At 64.4% G+C, this 16,521-nt stretch carries 15 protein-coding genes; 7 read left to right on the forward strand and 8 right to left on the reverse strand.

Going from position 1 to position 16,521, the window contains the following annotated elements; genetic code table 11:
* Positions 1-230: 230 nt before the first annotated feature.
* Complete coding sequence (gene rnk, locus Q8Q80_RS11465) at positions 231-641, forward strand: nucleoside diphosphate kinase regulator (protein WP_305633030.1); 411 nt, start codon at positions 231-233, stop codon at positions 639-641.
* A gap of 65 nt (positions 642-706) precedes the next feature.
* On the opposite strand, the gene Q8Q80_RS11470 is transcribed toward rnk, so the two are convergent.
* The 4 genes from Q8Q80_RS11470 to Q8Q80_RS11485 form a co-directional block, all read right to left on the reverse strand.
* Positions 707-1,315, reverse strand: a complete 609-nt coding sequence (locus tag Q8Q80_RS11470) for a discoidin domain-containing protein (RefSeq protein WP_305633031.1) — start codon at positions 1,313-1,315, stop codon at positions 707-709.
* A gap of 164 nt (positions 1,316-1,479) precedes the next feature.
* Positions 1,480-2,412 (reverse strand): protein-methionine-sulfoxide reductase catalytic subunit MsrP, encoded by a 933-nt coding sequence (gene msrP, locus Q8Q80_RS11475; RefSeq protein WP_305633032.1) that lies wholly within the window; start codon positions 2,410-2,412, stop codon positions 1,480-1,482.
* 53 nt (positions 2,413-2,465) lie between these two features.
* Positions 2,466-3,359, reverse strand: coding sequence for a pyridoxamine 5'-phosphate oxidase family protein (locus tag Q8Q80_RS11480; RefSeq protein WP_305633033.1), 894 nt, complete (start codon positions 3,357-3,359; stop codon positions 2,466-2,468).
* Positions 3,360-3,364: 5 nt separating this feature from the next.
* On the reverse strand, positions 3,365-4,012 hold the full coding sequence (locus tag Q8Q80_RS11485) for a glutathione S-transferase family protein (RefSeq protein WP_305633034.1): 648 nt from the start codon (positions 4,010-4,012) through the stop codon (positions 3,365-3,367).
* 125 nt (positions 4,013-4,137) lie between these two features.
* Between Q8Q80_RS11485 and Q8Q80_RS11490 the strand changes: the two genes are divergently transcribed.
* The 3 genes from Q8Q80_RS11490 (at position 4,138) to Q8Q80_RS11500 (ending at position 8,526) form a co-directional block, all read left to right on the forward strand.
* Positions 4,138-5,049, forward strand: a complete 912-nt coding sequence (locus Q8Q80_RS11490; protein ID WP_305633035.1) for a LysR substrate-binding domain-containing protein — start codon at positions 4,138-4,140, stop codon at positions 5,047-5,049.
* Positions 5,050-5,209: 160 nt separating this feature from the next.
* Complete coding sequence (ovoA, locus tag Q8Q80_RS11495; protein ID WP_305633051.1) at positions 5,210-7,345, forward strand: 5-histidylcysteine sulfoxide synthase; 2,136 nt, start codon at positions 5,210-5,212, stop codon at positions 7,343-7,345.
* A 14-nt stretch (positions 7,346-7,359) separates the two neighbouring features.
* The gene (locus tag Q8Q80_RS11500; protein WP_305633036.1) at positions 7,360-8,526 is read left to right on the forward strand and encodes a MalY/PatB family protein; all 1,167 of its coding nucleotides are present in this window, start codon (positions 7,360-7,362) and stop codon (positions 8,524-8,526) included.
* A 62-nt stretch (positions 8,527-8,588) separates the two neighbouring features.
* On the opposite strand, the gene Q8Q80_RS11505 is transcribed toward Q8Q80_RS11500, so the two are convergent.
* The 4 genes from Q8Q80_RS11505 to Q8Q80_RS11520 all read right to left on the reverse strand — a co-directional run bounded on the left by Q8Q80_RS11505 (position 8,589) and on the right by Q8Q80_RS11520 (position 14,042).
* Positions 8,589-9,716 (reverse strand): ABC transporter permease, encoded by a 1,128-nt coding sequence (locus tag Q8Q80_RS11505; RefSeq protein ID WP_305633037.1) that lies wholly within the window; start codon positions 9,714-9,716, stop codon positions 8,589-8,591.
* Positions 9,716-12,442, reverse strand: coding sequence for a ribosome-associated ATPase/putative transporter RbbA (rbbA, locus tag Q8Q80_RS11510; protein ID WP_305633038.1), 2,727 nt, complete (start codon positions 12,440-12,442; stop codon positions 9,716-9,718). The genes Q8Q80_RS11505 and rbbA overlap by 1 nt, the downstream gene beginning before the upstream one ends.
* On the reverse strand, positions 12,439-13,530 hold the full coding sequence (locus tag Q8Q80_RS11515) for an HlyD family secretion protein (protein ID WP_305633039.1): 1,092 nt from the start codon (positions 13,528-13,530) through the stop codon (positions 12,439-12,441). Before Q8Q80_RS11515 ends, rbbA begins: the two co-directional genes overlap by 4 nt.
* Before the next feature lie 89 nt (positions 13,531-13,619).
* On the reverse strand, positions 13,620-14,042 hold the full coding sequence (locus tag Q8Q80_RS11520) for a hypothetical protein (protein ID WP_305633040.1): 423 nt from the start codon (positions 14,040-14,042) through the stop codon (positions 13,620-13,622).
* A gap of 166 nt (positions 14,043-14,208) precedes the next feature.
* On the opposite strand from Q8Q80_RS11520, the gene Q8Q80_RS11525 reads away from it, so the two are divergent.
* The 3 genes from Q8Q80_RS11525 (at position 14,209) to Q8Q80_RS11535 (ending at position 16,407) form a co-directional block, all read left to right on the forward strand.
* Positions 14,209-14,769, forward strand: coding sequence for a hypothetical protein (locus Q8Q80_RS11525; RefSeq protein ID WP_305633041.1), 561 nt, complete (start codon positions 14,209-14,211; stop codon positions 14,767-14,769).
* Between the two features lie 79 nt (positions 14,770-14,848).
* Positions 14,849-15,451 (forward strand): hypothetical protein, encoded by a 603-nt coding sequence (locus tag Q8Q80_RS11530; protein WP_305633042.1) that lies wholly within the window; start codon positions 14,849-14,851, stop codon positions 15,449-15,451.
* A 224-nt stretch (positions 15,452-15,675) separates the two neighbouring features.
* Positions 15,676-16,407: a hypothetical protein gene (locus Q8Q80_RS11535; protein ID WP_305633043.1), complete on the forward strand. Its 732-nt coding sequence runs from the start codon at positions 15,676-15,678 to the stop codon at positions 16,405-16,407.
* The last annotated feature ends 114 nt before the right edge of the window (positions 16,408-16,521 follow it).

Raw genomic sequence — 16,521 nt, forward strand, 5'->3', positions numbered from 1 at the left:
CCCTGCGTGCTCGGATGGGGCCGACATGATGCCTGCCGCCGCGCGTACGCGCCGGAAAAAGGTGGGCGGGCTGGCCCGGCCGCCCCCTTTGCAGTAAACTTTTCAGATACTTGGTGATTCCAGAGGCAGTGCCTGACGAAGGCGCTGCCTTTTTGTTTTGGGGAACCATCATCGAACGCCAGACCTTGCGTTCGTTCATCCGAACATCCATCCATCATGAGGTGACCCGCATGCAGCATTCGCCCCCCATCACCGTATCCAGCCTCGATACCGCGCGCCTCTACCGTCTGCTGGACCGCGAGGTCTACCGGCATCAGCCGGGCGCCGACGCATTGCGCGATGAACTGGATCGCGCCACAACGGTGGCACCGTCCGACATGCCGCCGGGCGTCGTGACGATGAATTCCACGGTGCGCTTCATCGATGACTCGAACGGCGCCGTCTTCGAACTCAAGCTGGTGTATCCGGAAACCAGCGGCGTATCCGGCACGGTGTCCGTGCTGGCGCCGATCGGCAGTGCGCTGCTCGGCCTGTCGGTCGGCCAGGCCATCCCGTGGCAGGTGCCGGGCGGGCGGCAGATCACGGTGCGCGTGCTCGATGTGCTGATGCAGCCCGAAGCGATGGGTGATTACGTCAGCTGAACACAGGCGCGCCACAAAGAAAAAGGCCGGCACATGTGCCGGCCTTTTTTGTGCGCGTCGCCGATTCAGCTGCGACGGTAGGCAATGGCGCCGATCAGGCCGAGACCGGCGATCAGCAGTGCCCAGGTTTCCGGTTCCGGCACCACGGCCACGCCGCTGAAGCTCACTTCCGACACCGAAAACGCGTTGTCGCCGCCGACGGCGTAGAGGCGGGCGTAGCGCGCAACCGTCGTCGGGAAGTCGATGGTCGCCTGGTACTCCGGATCGCCCGCCACGCTGGAAATGATTTCGCTGCCGAAATTCGACTGGCCTTCGAACGCGAGGTTGGTGAACAGCGTGTTCCACACCGATCCATCGAGCGACACCTGAACCTGATAGAAGTCGTTGTGATCGACGCCGATGAGCACGTCGCTCAGCGTGTAGAGCTGACCGAAGTCGAAATCCAGCGTGACACCGCTGCTGCCGACCTGATCGAACCAGGACACCGAATCCGTCTGGAACGGCGTGCCTTCCGGCGCGATGTAGCCATCGAACAGGATGGACAGATCGGCACCGTCGATCGCGACGAGACCGTTGTTCGATACCGACACCGGCGTGACCGGCGATGCCGCAAAGGCGGCCGGGGCGCTGATCAGCGAAGCAGCGATCAACAGGGATTTCAGCGTGGAACTCATGAGTGGTGTGTCCTTCGTGTAGGGGGGCGCTGCGACGCCACAAGCAAAACCCAAACCAGTTCTGCAAACCATTGATTCAATGGAACCGGATTACGCCGCGGCAGCGTGCTGTCAATTTTTCCGACGTTCGGGGATCCGTGCTCACCGGATCGCCGCGGCCCGGGTCAGAACGCCCGCGCCAGATCCATGCCGGCGTACAGGCCCGACACTTCGTCGGCGTAGCCGTTGAACATCAGCGTGTCGCGCTTGGCCAGTTCGCCCAGACGGCGCTCGCGGCGCTGGTCGTAGCGCTCGCGGCTGACCCGCGGATTCACGTTCGAATAGAAGCCGAAATCGTGCGGGGCCGAGCGATTCCATGACGTCAGCGGTTGCTCGTCGGTGAACCGGATGCGCACGATGGACTTGGCACTTTTGAAGCCGTATTTCCACGGCACGGCCAGCCTCAGCGGCGCGCCGTTCTGCTTCGGCAGCAGGTCGCCGTACAGGCCGACGACCAGCAGCGTCAGCGGATGCATCGCCTCATCCAGCCGCAGGCCCTCGATGTACGGAAACACCAGCGGATTGAAGATGGGCGACGACATGAGTCTGGCATCGTGAAAGGACTCGAATTCGACGTATTTCGCGCTGCCCAGTGGCTCGACCTGCCTGAGCAGCGCCGACAGCGGAAAGCCGACCCAGGGCACGACCATCGACCAGCCCTCGACGCAGCGCAGGCGGTAGATGCGCTCTTCCAGCGGCGCGAGCTTCATGACCCGTTCGATGTCCAGCGTGTGCGGCGTGTGCACCAGGCCTTCGATGCTCACCGACCACGGTCGTACCGGCAGCTTGTGCGCATAGACCGCCGGGTCCTGCTTGCTGGTCCCGAATTCGTAGAAGTTGTTGTAGCCGGTGACGTGTTCGAGCGGCGTCGGCCGATCGCTGATCGAATGCGGGCTGCGCTGCAGCGGGCCCAGTCCGGACGCTGCGTACAGCGCCCCCGGCGCGGCGCACGCGCCGAGCAAGGCGCCGCCGGCGCGCAGCACCTCGCGGCGTGCCTCGAACGCGCTGCGCGGGGTGATGTGCGATGGCGGGATCCGGATGTGCGGGGGTTTCTGCATGCGATGACGCTGGGCGTGTAATGCTGCGACAGACCGGCGGGGTGCCGCGATCCTTACGGATCGGTGGTCGACCACAGCAGCGGCAGACCGCCCGGTACACGCAGTGCACCGGTCACCGCGATCCTGAGCAGGCGCTGCGCCCCGGGATGGGCGGCCAGTGCTTCTTCGTCCTCCACGATCTGCGCGCATCCGTTCACCTGCAGCAGGTCTCCGCTGTCGAAATCGATGAACAGCAGACCGGCGCGCGGCTCGAGCAGCAGATTGCCCAGCGTGTTGAAGAAGAAGTTGCCGACATAGTCGGGCAAGGTCAGCACATCATCCGGGCCGACCGTGATGAAGCCCGGTTCGCCGCCGCGGTGCGACACATCGACGCCGGCTGCATGCGCGCTCGCAATGAACAGCGTGTCGGCGCGCCTGATCAGTGCGCGCGCCGCGTCGTCGAGCGCCGGCAGCGGCTGCGCCATGGCAGGCGGCTCGTCGTCACCGAAGAAAAAGGCTTCGCGCGTGCGGATGTATTTCGGGCAGTTGCCGAAGCTCTGCGCCACCTCGACATCGAAACCGGCTTCGCCTGCCCGGATGACCGATCCATTCATCCTGTTGCGCCGCCGCGTGTGCGGCTGGATGCCGAGCAGACCGAGCGGCGCGCCGACGCGCACGTGGGCGGCCAGCGGGCTGCCCGCCGGTGCCTGCACAGCGACGCGCAGCGTGTGCGGATCGGGCGACTGCACGAAGCCCGGCGGGCCGGACAGCACCGAAGCCCAGGGCTGTCCGTCGGCGTCGACGCTGCCGACAACGAGAAACGGCAGCTGCGCGAAGAAGTCGCGATGCTGATCCGGCATGTGGTCGCGGATGGCGCGCGGGCCGACCTCGGCCATGCGCGCCTGCATGCCGGCCCGCGCCTGCAGCGCGCGCTCGCCGTCGTGGAAGGGATCGCGGGGGGTGTCCATGGCGATCAGGCGCGCAGGCCGACCTGGCTGACCGGCATCGCGACGAAGCCCGGCAGCGCTTCGACGCGCGCCAGCCAGGCACGCACGTTCGGGTAGTCGTCGAGCGACACATTGCCTTCCGGCGCATGGGCGACGTAGGTGTAGACCGCGACGTCCGCCAGTGTCGGCGTCGTGCCGGCCAGCCAGTCATGCTCGGCCAGTTCGCCGTCCATCACGGCGAGCAGGCGGTGTGCGCGGGCGATCACCTCCTGCGTGTCGAACTGGCCGCGGAACAGCGTCACCAGTCGTGCCGCCGCCGGGCCGAATGCAACCAGACCGGCCGCGACCGTGAGCCAGCGCTGCACCCGCGCCTGACCGGCCGGGTCCAGCGGCAGCCAGCGGCCGGGCGCGTAACGTTGCGCCAGATAGACGAGGATGGCATTCGAATCGGCGATCACCGTTGCGCCATCCTCGATCACCGGCACCTGGCCGAAACTGTTCTTCTGCAGAAAGGCCGGCGTCTTCTGTTCGCCGCCCGCCAGGTCGACCTGGCGAAATTCGTACGGCAGACCCAGCAGTCCGAGCAACAGCTCGGCGCGGTGGCTGTGGCCGGACAGCTTGAAGCCGTGCAGCACGATGGGGGCATCAGGACGGTGGATGGCGGTCAGGGACATGGCGGATTCCTCGCTTGGGTTACGTGACGCCGGATGGCGACGCAACACACTATCCATGATCCGTATCAGGCAATAAATGGCCTAAAGTGGATAACACTGCTCCACTTATCGAAGCAATATCCGGCATGGACACACTCAGGGCGATGCGCGCCTTCGTCAACATTGCCGAGCAGGGCAGCCTGACTGCCGCCGCGCGCGCACTCGACAGTTCGCTGCCGGCCGTCGTGCGCACGCTGGCCGCACTCGAGGCGCATCTGGGTGTGCGACTGATGAACCGCACGACGCGCCGCATCGCGCTGACCGACGAAGGCCGCAGCTACCTCGAAAGCTGCCGTCAGGTACTGTCGGCCGTGCAGGACGCGGAGGAGGCGCTGCAGGAAGGGGCGACAGAGCCGTCCGGGCCGATCACGCTGACCGCGCCAGTGCAGTTCGGCCTGATGCATGTCGCGCCGGTCGTCACCCGCTTCGCGCTGCACCATCCGCGCGTGAAGCTGCGCGTTTTGCTGCACGACCGCGTGGTCAATCTGCTGGAGGAAGGCATCGATGTCGGTGTGCGGATCGGCGCACTGGACGATTCAAGCCTGATCGCGCGCCCGCTCGGGACGATTCGCCGCGTCGTGGTCGCCAGCCCGGCGCTGATCGCAGCGCGCGGCGAGCCGTCGCATCCCGATGCATTGCGTGGTGCACCCTGCGTACACTTCACCGGCGCGTCCGGCCTGGGCTGGAGCTTTCACATCAACGGCCGCGTCGTGCCGGTGCCGGTCGCCGGCAATCTTGAGTTCAACCACGTTGCACCGGCCGTGGCCGCCTGCGCAGCCGGTGCCGGGTTCGGATTGTTCTTGTGTTACCAGGTCAGGCCGCATGTTGAACAGGGCACGCTGCGCATCGTGTTGCGCGAATTCGAGCCACCACCGCGGCCAGTCAATATCATCTATCCGCATGCCCGCCTGCTGCCCGGCCGCACCCGGTTGCTGGTGGACTGGCTCACGCGAGAACTGGGTGGCGACAGCGCCGCGTTTGCGCCGGATCAGGCGTGAAATACGCACGGCCCGGCGAGCGCGGCACAATATCTGAACTTGTCGGCCCTGCAATGCGTCTCACGCGCGGTCGCCGCCGGCGTCAGCGGATGATCGCGCCATGATCACCGAATACCGGCAGCCCTTCCAACACCCGCATCCGCCGGAGTATTACAAGAACATGCAAGCCCATCCGGATACGCTTTTCCTGCGCACGCCCCGCCTCGATGCGACCGACCCGGACGCGCTGCGCAGCACGTTGCGCGATTACTTTCACGCCACCTTCAGCCGCTACGAACAGCTGTTCGAGGTGCTGGCCTGTGACGAGGCGTACTACAGAAAACCGATTTCGCTGCGCCATCCGCTCATCTTCTATCTCGGCCATACCGCGACCTTCTTCATCAACAAGCTGCTGCTCGCCGGTCTGATCAATGAGCGCATCAACCCGCGCTTCGAATCGATGTTCGCGGTCGGCGTCGATGAAATGAGCTGGGACGATCTGAACGAATCGAATTACGACTGGCCGAGCGTGCAGGCGGTACGCGACTACCGCAACGCCGTTCGCAGCGTGGTCGACCGCGTCATCCACGAAGCCCCGCTCGCGACACCGATCGACTGGAACAATCCGTGGTGGGTCGTCATCATGGGTATCGAGCACGAGCGCATCCATCTCGAAACCTCATCGGTACTGATCCGCCAGAGCCGGCTTGATTACGTGCGCCCTCACCCGGCCTGGGAACCCTGCCGCGACGCCGGCGATGCACCGGACAACGCGCTGCACCCGGTCGCTGCCGGCGTCACGCGACTGGGCCGGCGACGCGATGACCCGATCTACGGCTGGGACAACGAATACGCGCAGCGTGAAGTCACGGTCGATGCCTTCCAGGCCAGTCGTTTCGTCGTCAGCAATCGCGAATTCCTCGAGTTCGTCGACGATGGCGGCTACGCGAACGACGCCTGGTGGGAAGACGAAGGTCGCGCCTGGCGCGACTGGCGCACGCGCGACGGCCACCAGACCGCGCATCCCGAGTTCTGGGTGCGCAAGGCTGACGGCTGGCACCTCAGGCTGATGCTCGAAGAGATTGCGATGCCATGGAACTGGCCGGTGGAAACGAACTACCACGAAGCCAAGGCCTTCTGTAACTGGAAGGCCGCGCGCAGCGGCGCACCGGTGCGGCTGCCGACCGAAGACGAGTGGTATCGCCTGCATGACGCGGCGGGCGTGACCGAGGTACCGGAGAACGGCGCAGCGAGCGCCAACATCCACCTCGATCACTGGGCGTCGTCCTGTCCGGTCGATCGCTTTGCCCACGGCGACTTCTTCGACGTGGTCGGCAATGTGTGGCAATGGACTGAAACGCCGATCTACCCGTTCGCCGGCTTCGATGTGCACCCGACGTATGATGATTTCTCGACACCGACCTTCGACGCGCGCCACAACCTGATCAAGGGTGGCTCGTGGATTTCCTGCGGCAACGAGGCGACGCGCGCATCGCGCTATGCCTTCCGCCGCCATTTCTTCCAGCATGCGGGGTTCCGATACGTGGTGAGCGATACACCGGCCACAGCGCCGAACGTCTATTACGAAAGCGACCGGCAGTTGTCCGAGTACGCCGAATTCCATTACGGCGACGAGTACTTCGGCGTGCCCAACTTCCCGAAGGCACTGGCGCAGATCGCCATCGAAGCCATGGGCGATCGCCCGGCCCGCCGCGCGCTCGATCTGGGCTGCGCCACCGGCCGATCCACCTTCGAACTGGCGCGTCACTTCGAACACGTCACCGGCGTCGATTTCTCGGCCCGCTTCATCAACGCCGGCGTCCATCTGGCCGAACAGGGCGAGCTGCGCTACACCTTGCCGGACGAAGGCGAACTGGTGTCGTACAAGACCCGCCGCCTGGCCGACATGGGGCTGGACACGGTGCGCGGGCGGGTCGATTTCATGCAGGGCGACGCCTGCAACCTCAAATCCGTGCTGACCGGTTATGACTTCATGCTGGCCGCCAACCTGATCGACCGGCTGTTCGATCCGGCCGCCTTCCTGAAGTCGGTACATGAACGCCTCAATGTCGGCGGCGTGCTGATGATCAGCTCGCCCTACACCTGGCTCGAAGAGCACACGAAACGCGAAGACTGGCTGGGCGGTTTCAAGAAGGACGGCGAAAGCTGGACCACGCTCGATGGCATGAAGCTCATCCTGGGCGAGCACTTCCGCCAGCTCGGAGCGCCCCGCGACGTGCCTTTCGTCATCCGCGAAACGCGTCGCAAGCACCAGCACACGATGGCCGAGGTCACGCTGTGGGAACGCGTGCGCTGAACGGGACGACGGACATGAGCATCGATTTCGACCGCCTCATTGCGCGCGACGGGACGGCCAGCGTCAAGCACGACGGGCGTGGCAGCTATTTCGGTACGACGGCCGTGACCCCGCTCTGGGTGGCCGACATGGATTTCGCGGCGCCGCCCGCCGTGCTTGATGCGCTGACGGCGCGCGCGGCGCACCCGGTATTCGGCTACTCGCTCTACCCGGACGGCGTGTTCGATGCGCTGACCGGCTGGCTCGCATCGCGCCACCGCTGGACGGTGGCGCGTGAATCGGTGCTGATGTGCCCGGGCGTCGTGCCCACGCTGTATGCCGCGGTTCAGGCGTTCGCCGCCGAGGGTGAAGGCGTCATCGTGCAGCCGCCGGTGTACCCGCCCTTCTTCTCGGCCATCCGCGACACCGGCCGGCGCGTGATCGAAAACCCGCTGCTCGAGCGCGACGGCCGCTGGACCATCGATCTCGATCACCTCGAGCGCTGCGCCGCCGACGGCGCGAAACTACTGCTGCTGTGCTCGCCGCACAATCCGGTCGGCCGCGTGTGGTCGCACGAGGAGCTCGATGGCATGCTGGGCGTGGCGCGCCGTCACGGGCTGGTCGTGCTGGCCGACGAAATCCACCACGACCTGATCTATCCGGGCTACACGCACATTGCGCTGGCCACATTGGCGCAGCCGGGCGACCGTATCGTCACCACGGTGGCGCCGAGCAAGACCTTCAACATTCCGGGGCTGGGCCTGTCGGCGCTGATCGCGGACGACGCCGAGCGGCGCGCAATCGAAAACGTCTTCGGGCGCCTGCACGTCAGCGCGTCCAACCCGTTCAGCGTCGCCGCATTCGAAGCGGCCTACCGCGACGGCGGCCCGTGGCTCGATGCGCTGATGACCTATCTGGCCGGCACGCGCGACGCCGTCATGCAGTTCGCCGCACAGCGCCTGCCCGGCATCCGCGCCGTGCAGCCGGAAGGCACCTACCTGATCTGGCTGGACTGTCGCGCACTGGGGCTGAACGACCGCGCACTGCGCGACTTCTTCGTCGGCGGCGCACAGGTCGGCATGAACCCCGGCATCACCTTCGGCACCGGCGGCAGCGGTTTCATGCGGCTCAACCTCGGCTCGCCCCGTGCAGTCATTCTCGATGCGCTGGGGCGGATCGAGCAGGCGTTGTCACGGCGCTGAGCGGCCCTTCCGGGAGCGAGGGCGCGGCGACGCTTTTGTGGGAGCGGCGGCCGCTCCAACATTCAGCCCTGCGCCGCGATGCTGCGCCGGAACATCAGCAGCGAGGCGCCGAAGAAGGCGAGTGCAATCCCAGCCATCGCCAGCAGGCTGGGCCACACCACGTCCAGACCGGCGCCGCGGTAGAGCACCGCCTGGGCCAGACTGACGAAATGCGTGGTGGGTGCGAACAGCATGATGTTTTGCACCACCTCCGGCATGCTTTCGCGCGGCGTCATGCCGCCGGACAGCAGTTGCAGCGGCAGCACCACCAGAATCATCATCAGGCCGAGCTGAGGCATGTTGCGCGACAGCGTGCCGATGAAGATGCCGAGCGAGGTGGTGGCCAGCAGTTGTACCAGCGTGCCGGCCATGAACAGCGGAATCGAACCGGCGATCGGCACGTCGAGCACGCGGCCGACCACGAAATACAGCGACAGTCCGACCGCGATCCACACCACCAGCGCCATCGACCACACCTTGGCCAGCATGATTTCGAAGGCGCCGAGCGGCATCACCAGCAGGTGTTCCAGCGTGCCGTGCTCGCGTTCGCGGATCAGTGCCGCGCCGGTCAGGATGACCGACAGCATGGTCACGTTGTTGATGATTTCCATCACGCTGCCGAACCACGAACTGGTCATGTTCGGATTGAACATGACGGTCGGTGCCAGCGTGATCGGCGATGCCGCCTCGCTGCGCCGGTGCTGCACGAACTCGCCCACTTCGCCCAGCACGATGTTCTGGATGTAGCCGGCGCCGATGAAGGCCTGGCTGACGCGCATCGCATCGATGTTCACCTGTATCGACGGCTGCACGCCGGCCAGCACGTCGCGCTCGAAGTCCGGCGGAATGACCATGACGAAGGTGTACAGCCCGGCATCCAGACCGGCGTCGCCCCGCGCTTCGGTAATCATGTCCGGCAGCCGGAAGTACAGGCCGTAGAAAGCGTCTGCGATGCGCCCGGACAGCACCGAGCGGTCCTCGTCGACGATGGCGATCGGCGCGTTGTGCAGTTCCTGCGACGTGGCGGTGGCGGCGCTGTAGATGCCGCCCGAGAAGGCCCACACGATCATGATGAGCAGCACCTTGTCGTTCCACAGGCTCATCAGTTCCTTGAGCCCGAGCCGCCAGGCGTTGAGCAGGCGCTTCCTCATCATCGCTCCTGCTTCTTCAGCAGCCACACGCTGAGTAACGTGAGCACCGGCACGAAGGCGAGCAGCGCCAGGAAGTCGGCGTACAGGTCGCGCATTTCGAGCGCCTTGGTGAACAGGCCGCGGCTGATGTTGAGGAAATACGTCGCCGGGAAGAAGGTGCCTATCGTGCGCCCCACGCCTTCGAGCGAAGACACCGGATGCGTGAGCCCGGAGAAGGTGACCGTCGCCAGCATGGTGACGACCGCGGTCGCGGCGAGCGCTGCGATCTGCGTGCGGGCGAAAGACGACATGAGCAGCCCGAGGCCGGTGGTGGCGGTAACGAAGATGAGCGCGCCCAGGCTGAGCGACAGCAGGCTGCCCTTCAGCGGTACCTCGAACACGAACACCGCCAGCGCCACCAGTCCGTAGAAGCTCACCATGCTGACGGCGATATAGGGCAGCTGTTTGCCGATCAGGAATTCGAGCCGGGTGACCGGTGTGGCGTACAGGTTGGTGATCGAACCCAGTTCCTTCTCGCGCACCACGCCGACCGCCATCAGGATGGCCGGTATGAAGGTGAGCAGCAACGGGATGACCGCCGGCACCATCGCGAACACGCTGCGGAAGTCCTGGTTGTAGCGGTAGCGCATGTCCAGCTTCGCCGGATGCGCGGTGGCCGGCAGCCCTTCGCGCACCGCCGCCTGCTGCAGGAAGTCGGCGTGCAGGCCCTGCACGTAGCCGAGCGTGGTTTCGGCGCGGAAGGGCATGGCGCCATCGACCCACACGCCGATCTCGACCGCGCGACCGCTGCGCAGCCGGCGCCCGAACTCCGGCGGTATTTCCAGCGCCACGCTCAGTTCGCCGGCGCGCATGCGGCGGTCCAGCTCTTCAACGCTGATCAGCGGCGGCTGTTCGATGAAATAGCGCGAGCCGGCCATGTTCTCGATGTAGGCGCGGCTTTCAGGGGTGTCGTCTCGGTCGAGCACGGCGAATTTAAGGTCCTCGACGTCCATCGAAATGCCGTAGCCGAGGATGAGCACCAGGATGACCGAGCCGAGCAGCGCGAAGGTGAGCCGCACCGGGTCGCGCAGCACTTCCAGCCACTCGCGCCGCGCGTAGGCCAGCAGCCGGCGCCGGCTGAAGGCCGCCGGGCGCGCGGCGGGTGGCGTCGGCGCGGCGGTGGCTGGCGGCGGTGCCTCCGGCCCGGGCGCTGCGCCATCGCCGGTCGCTTCTTCGAGATAGGCGATGAAGGCCTCTTCCAGAGATGCCGCGCCGCGCCGCGCGATCAGCGCCGCCGGCGTGTCGCTGGCCAGCACGCGGCCGGCGTGCATCAGCGAAATGCGGTCGCAGCGCTCGCCCTCGTTCATGAAGTGGGTGGACACGAAAATGGTCACCCCGTCCTTGCGCGACAGCTCGATCAGCAGCCGCCAGAAGCCGTCGCGCGCCACCGGGTCCACGCCCGAGGTCGGTTCGTCAAGGATGAGCATGTCCGGCTTGTGGATCACCGCGACCGCCAGCGACAGCCGCTGCCGTATGCCCAGCGGCAGACCGGCCGCCTGCGTGTCCAGATACTCGGCCAGACCGAAGCGGCCGACCATTTCGTCTACGCGTGCGGCTATGCCGGCCGCCGGCAGGTGAAAGAGCTGGGCGTGCAGCACCAGGTTCTGCCGCACGCTCAGTTCGCCGTACAGCGAAAAGGCCTGGGTCATGAAGCCGACGCGCTTGCGGGTGTCCATGTCGCCGCCATCGACAACGTGACCGAACAGCAGCGCCCTGCCCTCGCTCGGCGGCAGCAGGCCGGTCAGCATTTTCATCGTCGTCGTCTTGCCGCAGCCGTTCGAGCCGAGGAAGCCGAAGATTTCGCCGCGGCCGATCTCGAAATCGACGTGGTCCACCGCGGTGAAATCGCCGAAGCGCATGGTGAGCCCTTCGGCGACGATGGCCGGGCCGTCCGCCTGCGCAACGCGCGGCGGCACCACCAGTGCCTCGTGCCCCTGGCGTTTGGCCAGCGGCAGCAATTCGATGAAGGCGGCGTCGAGATCCTTCGCGCCGGTGCGCGCCAGCAGTTCGGCCGGCGTGCCGGTGGCCAGCACGCGACCGTCGTCCATCGCCGCCAGCCAGTCGAAACCGGCCGCCTCGCCCATGTAGGCGCTGGACACCAGCACGCTCATGTCGGGCCGGCGCGCCCGGATGCGGTCGATCAGTTGCCAGAACTGGCGCCGCGACAGCGGATCGACGCCGGTGGTTGGCTCGTCCAGTATCAGCAGGTCGGGGTCGTGGATCAGCGCGCAGCACAGGCCGAGCTTCTGCTTCATGCCGCCCGACAGCTTGCCGGCTGGCCGGTCGCGGAAGGCGGCGAGCCCGGTGCTGTCCAGCAGTTCGGCGATGCGCGTTTCGCGCTCGCGCGTCGCCTGGCCGAACAGGCGGCCAAAGAAGTCGACGTTCTCGAACACCGACAGCGTCATGTACAGGTTCCGCCCCAGGCCCTGCGGCATGTAGGCGATGCGCGGGCAGACCGCGCTGCGATGGCGGCGGTCGCGCATGTCGCCGCCCAGCGTTTCCACCCCGCCCTGCTGGATCACGCGCACCCCGGCCACCAGCGCCAGCAGGCTGGACTTGCCGACGCCGTCCGGCCCGATCAGCCCGGCCATGCAGCCGGCCGGGATGTCCAGCGTGATGTCGTCGAGCGCGACCGTGTTGCCGTAGCGCAGGCCGACACCGGCGAGCCGGGCGACCGTCTCGGTCATGGCGCCGTTGACGGTCTGGGCGTGCCGACCAGCGGCGGCAGCGTCGCCGGCCACGGCGCTTCGGGGTCGAGCCGCACCCAGGCGACGCCGGGCAGGCCGGTCTTCACCTGTTTGGCGTGCGCCTTCAGCAGTTCGGGCGGAATCTTCACCCGCACACGGAACATGAGCTTTTCGCGCTCGGTGCGCGTTTCGACCGACTTCGGTGTGAACTGCGCCTGTGGCGACACGAAGCTCACGCTGGCCGGAATCGAAATGTCCGGCCGCACGTCGAGCACGATGCGCGCCTCGCTGCCGATGGCGACGCGCCCCGCCTGCGAGGTCGGCAGGAAAATGGTCATGTAGACGTCGGTGATGTCGAGCAGCGTGAGCACCTTGCCGCCAGCCGCCAGCACCTCGCCCGGTTCGGCCAGCCGATACAGCACGCGGCCTTCGGCCGGGGCGAGCAGTTGCGCGTCCTGCAGATCTACGCGGATGCGCGCACTGCGCGCCTCAGCCGCCTCGATCGACGCTTCGGCCTGCTTCACCGACGCGCGCGCCGCGTCGATCGACGACTGCGCGCCGCGCAACTGCGACGACGCAGCCTTCCGCGCGTCCAGCGCCGACTGCCTGCTGGTGCTGTCGACGTCCAGCTTCTGCGCCGAAATGAAACCCTTGTCGACCAGGCGCTGCGTGCGTTCGATGTCCTTCTCGGCCAGCACCAGCTGGCTCTGCCGCTGCGACACGACGGCGCCGGCCGTCGCCGCGTCGCTTTGCCGCTGCGCCACCGCCGCCACCGCCACCGCGCGGCTGGCCTTCGCCTGTTCGATCTGCGCGTCGCTGATCTTCAGTTCGGCTTCCAGCGCGCGCACGTCCATCAGCGCGACGACCTGGCCGGCGCTCACGTCGTCACCCTCGCGCACCGCCACACTTTCCAGCCGCCCGCTGGTCTTGGTGGCAACATCGACCTCGGTCGCCTCGATGCGACCGTTGCCGGAAGCGAACGCCTCGCTCACCGGCGGTGAGGCGTACTGCTTCCAGCCGTAATAGCCGGCCGCTGCGGCGGCGAGCACGAACAGCGCCAGCACGAGGCGGCGACGCGATGCAGTCATGGTTCAGTCCGTTGCAATGCGGGAATCGCCCCGATTGTGCGCCGGCCCGTGTTTCAGCGCCTTGATTTGTCGCAATGCAGCAAACGGTTTCAGCCGGCGATCGCAAGCGCGGCCTGCAACAGAAGCAGCAGCGCATGCGGAAAGGCCACCGTCGGCTTCAGCGCACTCGTCGCGTACTCCATCAACAACCCGGCAGCACCCGGGCGCGTCGCCTGCCACTCGGTGTGCAGCTGGCAGGCCGCGTACTCCGACGCCCCGTCGGCGATCAGCGTTTCCACCTTCAGCAATCGCTTACCCAGGCGCCCCTGCACCGTGCGCAGCATCGCCTCGATCACCCAGACGATGGCGGTCAGCGGCGCCGCCAGTTCTAACGGAAAACCGAATAGTGCGGCGCCCGCGGTCAGCGCCACCGCCGCGATCTTGATCCCGACCGCGCAACGCTCATGGCGCTCGTGGTCCTGCTGCAGCGTGGCCCATTCGGTCTGGAGGGGTGAGGGGGAGGAGGTGTTCATGAGAGCGGAGGCGATACGGGAAAGGTTCAGGAAGGAGCGAAATCTACCCGGTCGCGCAGTCGCCTGCCCGGGCATGCGTCGGGCTTGCATTAGAAAACCATCTACGCGTTATAGTTGCGCAGGCGGATGGCATTGCGCGGACAATCTTTATTCACGTTAGGAAACAATGACACATAGCTACGACTTCGCAGGCGTTAGCGAGAAGCTATTCGTTATTGAGCAGCTACAAGCTGCTAGCCGAGAGTACTGCCGCAACGCCGGGATCTGCCAAGGCTCGTACCCGTACGGTCATAACGCTTGGAACGACTACGAGCACAAGATCAAGCGGATCGTAAGTGGCTACATGATCGAGATCGCTGCAAAGGTCAGAATTCTTCAAGACTCAATGGCAGGGCAGATTCGCCCTTCGATCTTTGAGCGGGCGGACAAGTACGCTGTCGAGAACATCCCTCTCGGAGAAGTGCATTCCGGGGGCTTCAAATTAAATGTTCGGGAGTCGTGCAACAAGACCATTCACGCCACACACGTGGAGCTAGGCTGGGTCACTCGCAACCGGAAGAGTCTGAGCGCCTACACCCATTGGTCAGGAGCGGTAAATCTCTATGGGTCAAAATCCGCGAAACCATGGCATCTAGAACTGGATGCTACCGCTTGGTGTATATCTATCGATACATATCTGGATCATGTTCTAAGTAGTGCTGCAACTGATGGTATTCACATCAGATGAGTGCCTAACGATTCATTCAAGCGGAGGCCTTCGGCGCGACTTAACTCAGACGTTCGGCATCACTAACGAGGAGGTGCTCATGGGGATGTATGTAAGCCGACTCAGGTCTGTGCCCGTCGGTATGTACGAGTACTACACCTATCTCATTGACGCTTCAGCGGCCGAAGCGCACTCGGGTGTTGTAGATTCCTTCTTCGATTCCTTCGCCAGGCGCTCTGGTGTGAACGCATTGATCGTTCGCGGGCCGAAGGACTTGTCGAGGGAGCTTTACACGTTCTTGAAAACGCATGTGTCGGAAAATTTCGTGCGACTGGCAAGTATGTTTCACGAAGCTACGTGCTTGGTGATTTCAGAAGGCGCACTACAAGCGACAACGAAGCCGATCTACGTCCTTCCGCTTCTGCTCCGCGGTGCGGACGAACCGGAGCACTCTGAGCTAGCAGATGCGCTGCTAACCTCCTTGCTGAGCGCCCTCAAGTCCAATCAACTCGGCAGCTTCGTTAGCTCCCTGGGTGCGGAGAAGGTCGAACTTTCCAACATGAAAGGCGGAATGCTCGTGGCCACATTAAGGCACGCGAACGATGTGCTCGAGTTGAAGCCCAATATTGCAGGAATGGGGCTCAATCTGAATGCTGCAATACAAAAGGCTCTCGGCCCGTCTCAGCGCTCATTGCCGGGCTGATTGAGTAAATTGAAACAATTGAACAACTAGGAACAGGCCCTGAGGTTTCCCCGCACATTCATATCGGCGCGAGATCGGCACGAATTTTTAGAGAAAGAAGATAGAAAAATAGGTTCAGAGTCCATTTGTTTCTCGGAACTCTCGCTTTCTAGAAGAAAAATCCCAGAGGATTATCTTTGACCATCCCTTAGAAGTGACGGTATTTGGCCAGATTGCGAGGAAAAATGGCAGACAAAGAAAGACGCAAGGAAGTATTTGTTTCAGTTTCCAAGAGCGGGAATTTTCTTAACGCTGCCTACGAAAACTATATGGCGGAACCGAATAAGCGGGAGGAGCTACCACTCGAGATCGCAGCCCTCCATAATGACGGCCATATCGACTTAGTCTCCGAATTCTCAAGACTCGAAAACACGCGTGAAGGCAGCTCTAAGTTTTTCACGACGCTCCATATTTTCGAGAAGGCGCTGCCGAATCTAATTGCCTCGATCAGAGATGTCATGCGCTGTGTTCTGCATCTTCACAAAGCCGCTGGCCAAGACATGGCAGCCGGAATAATATTTAATGCTTATATAGCACATTGTGAAAAGGACCCGACTCGCCCGCTGGAGGCGATGAGAATAATTGAGATAGAGCACGAACAGTTTGCGGACATGTTGCCGGCGACTGTTGCGGCCGGGTCGCGAGCGAACAGTTCACATTACTTGTCGGAATTGATTCGATTTTGCCAGCATCCCGCGCCGGTTTTTCGCAAGCGCGCAATCTTCTCCCTATCGAGCATAACGTGGCCCAAGGGGGCAAGCGTGCCGAAAGAAGCACTTGCATGTCTTGAGAGCGCAGCCACAGAGAATGAAGACGAAACCCTAGCGAATGTCATCACGTCCGCGTTTAAGTTCTATCAGCAGGACAAGACAACGGAAGCACTGGTGACCCAGGGCTTCCGCACTCGAAACGCATAGCGCCTGAACCATGCCGAATGGGTTGTTCCGCATGTTATCCCGTTTACCGTCAATGACCTGATGCAGCCCCTTGTGGACCTTCGCGAAACGGCGTCTACTCTCGTCTTTTGGACC

Origin of the sequence: Methyloversatilis sp. (genome assembly GCF_030698125.1) — a bacterium.
Taxonomy (GTDB): domain Bacteria; phylum Pseudomonadota; class Gammaproteobacteria; order Burkholderiales; family Rhodocyclaceae; genus Methyloversatilis.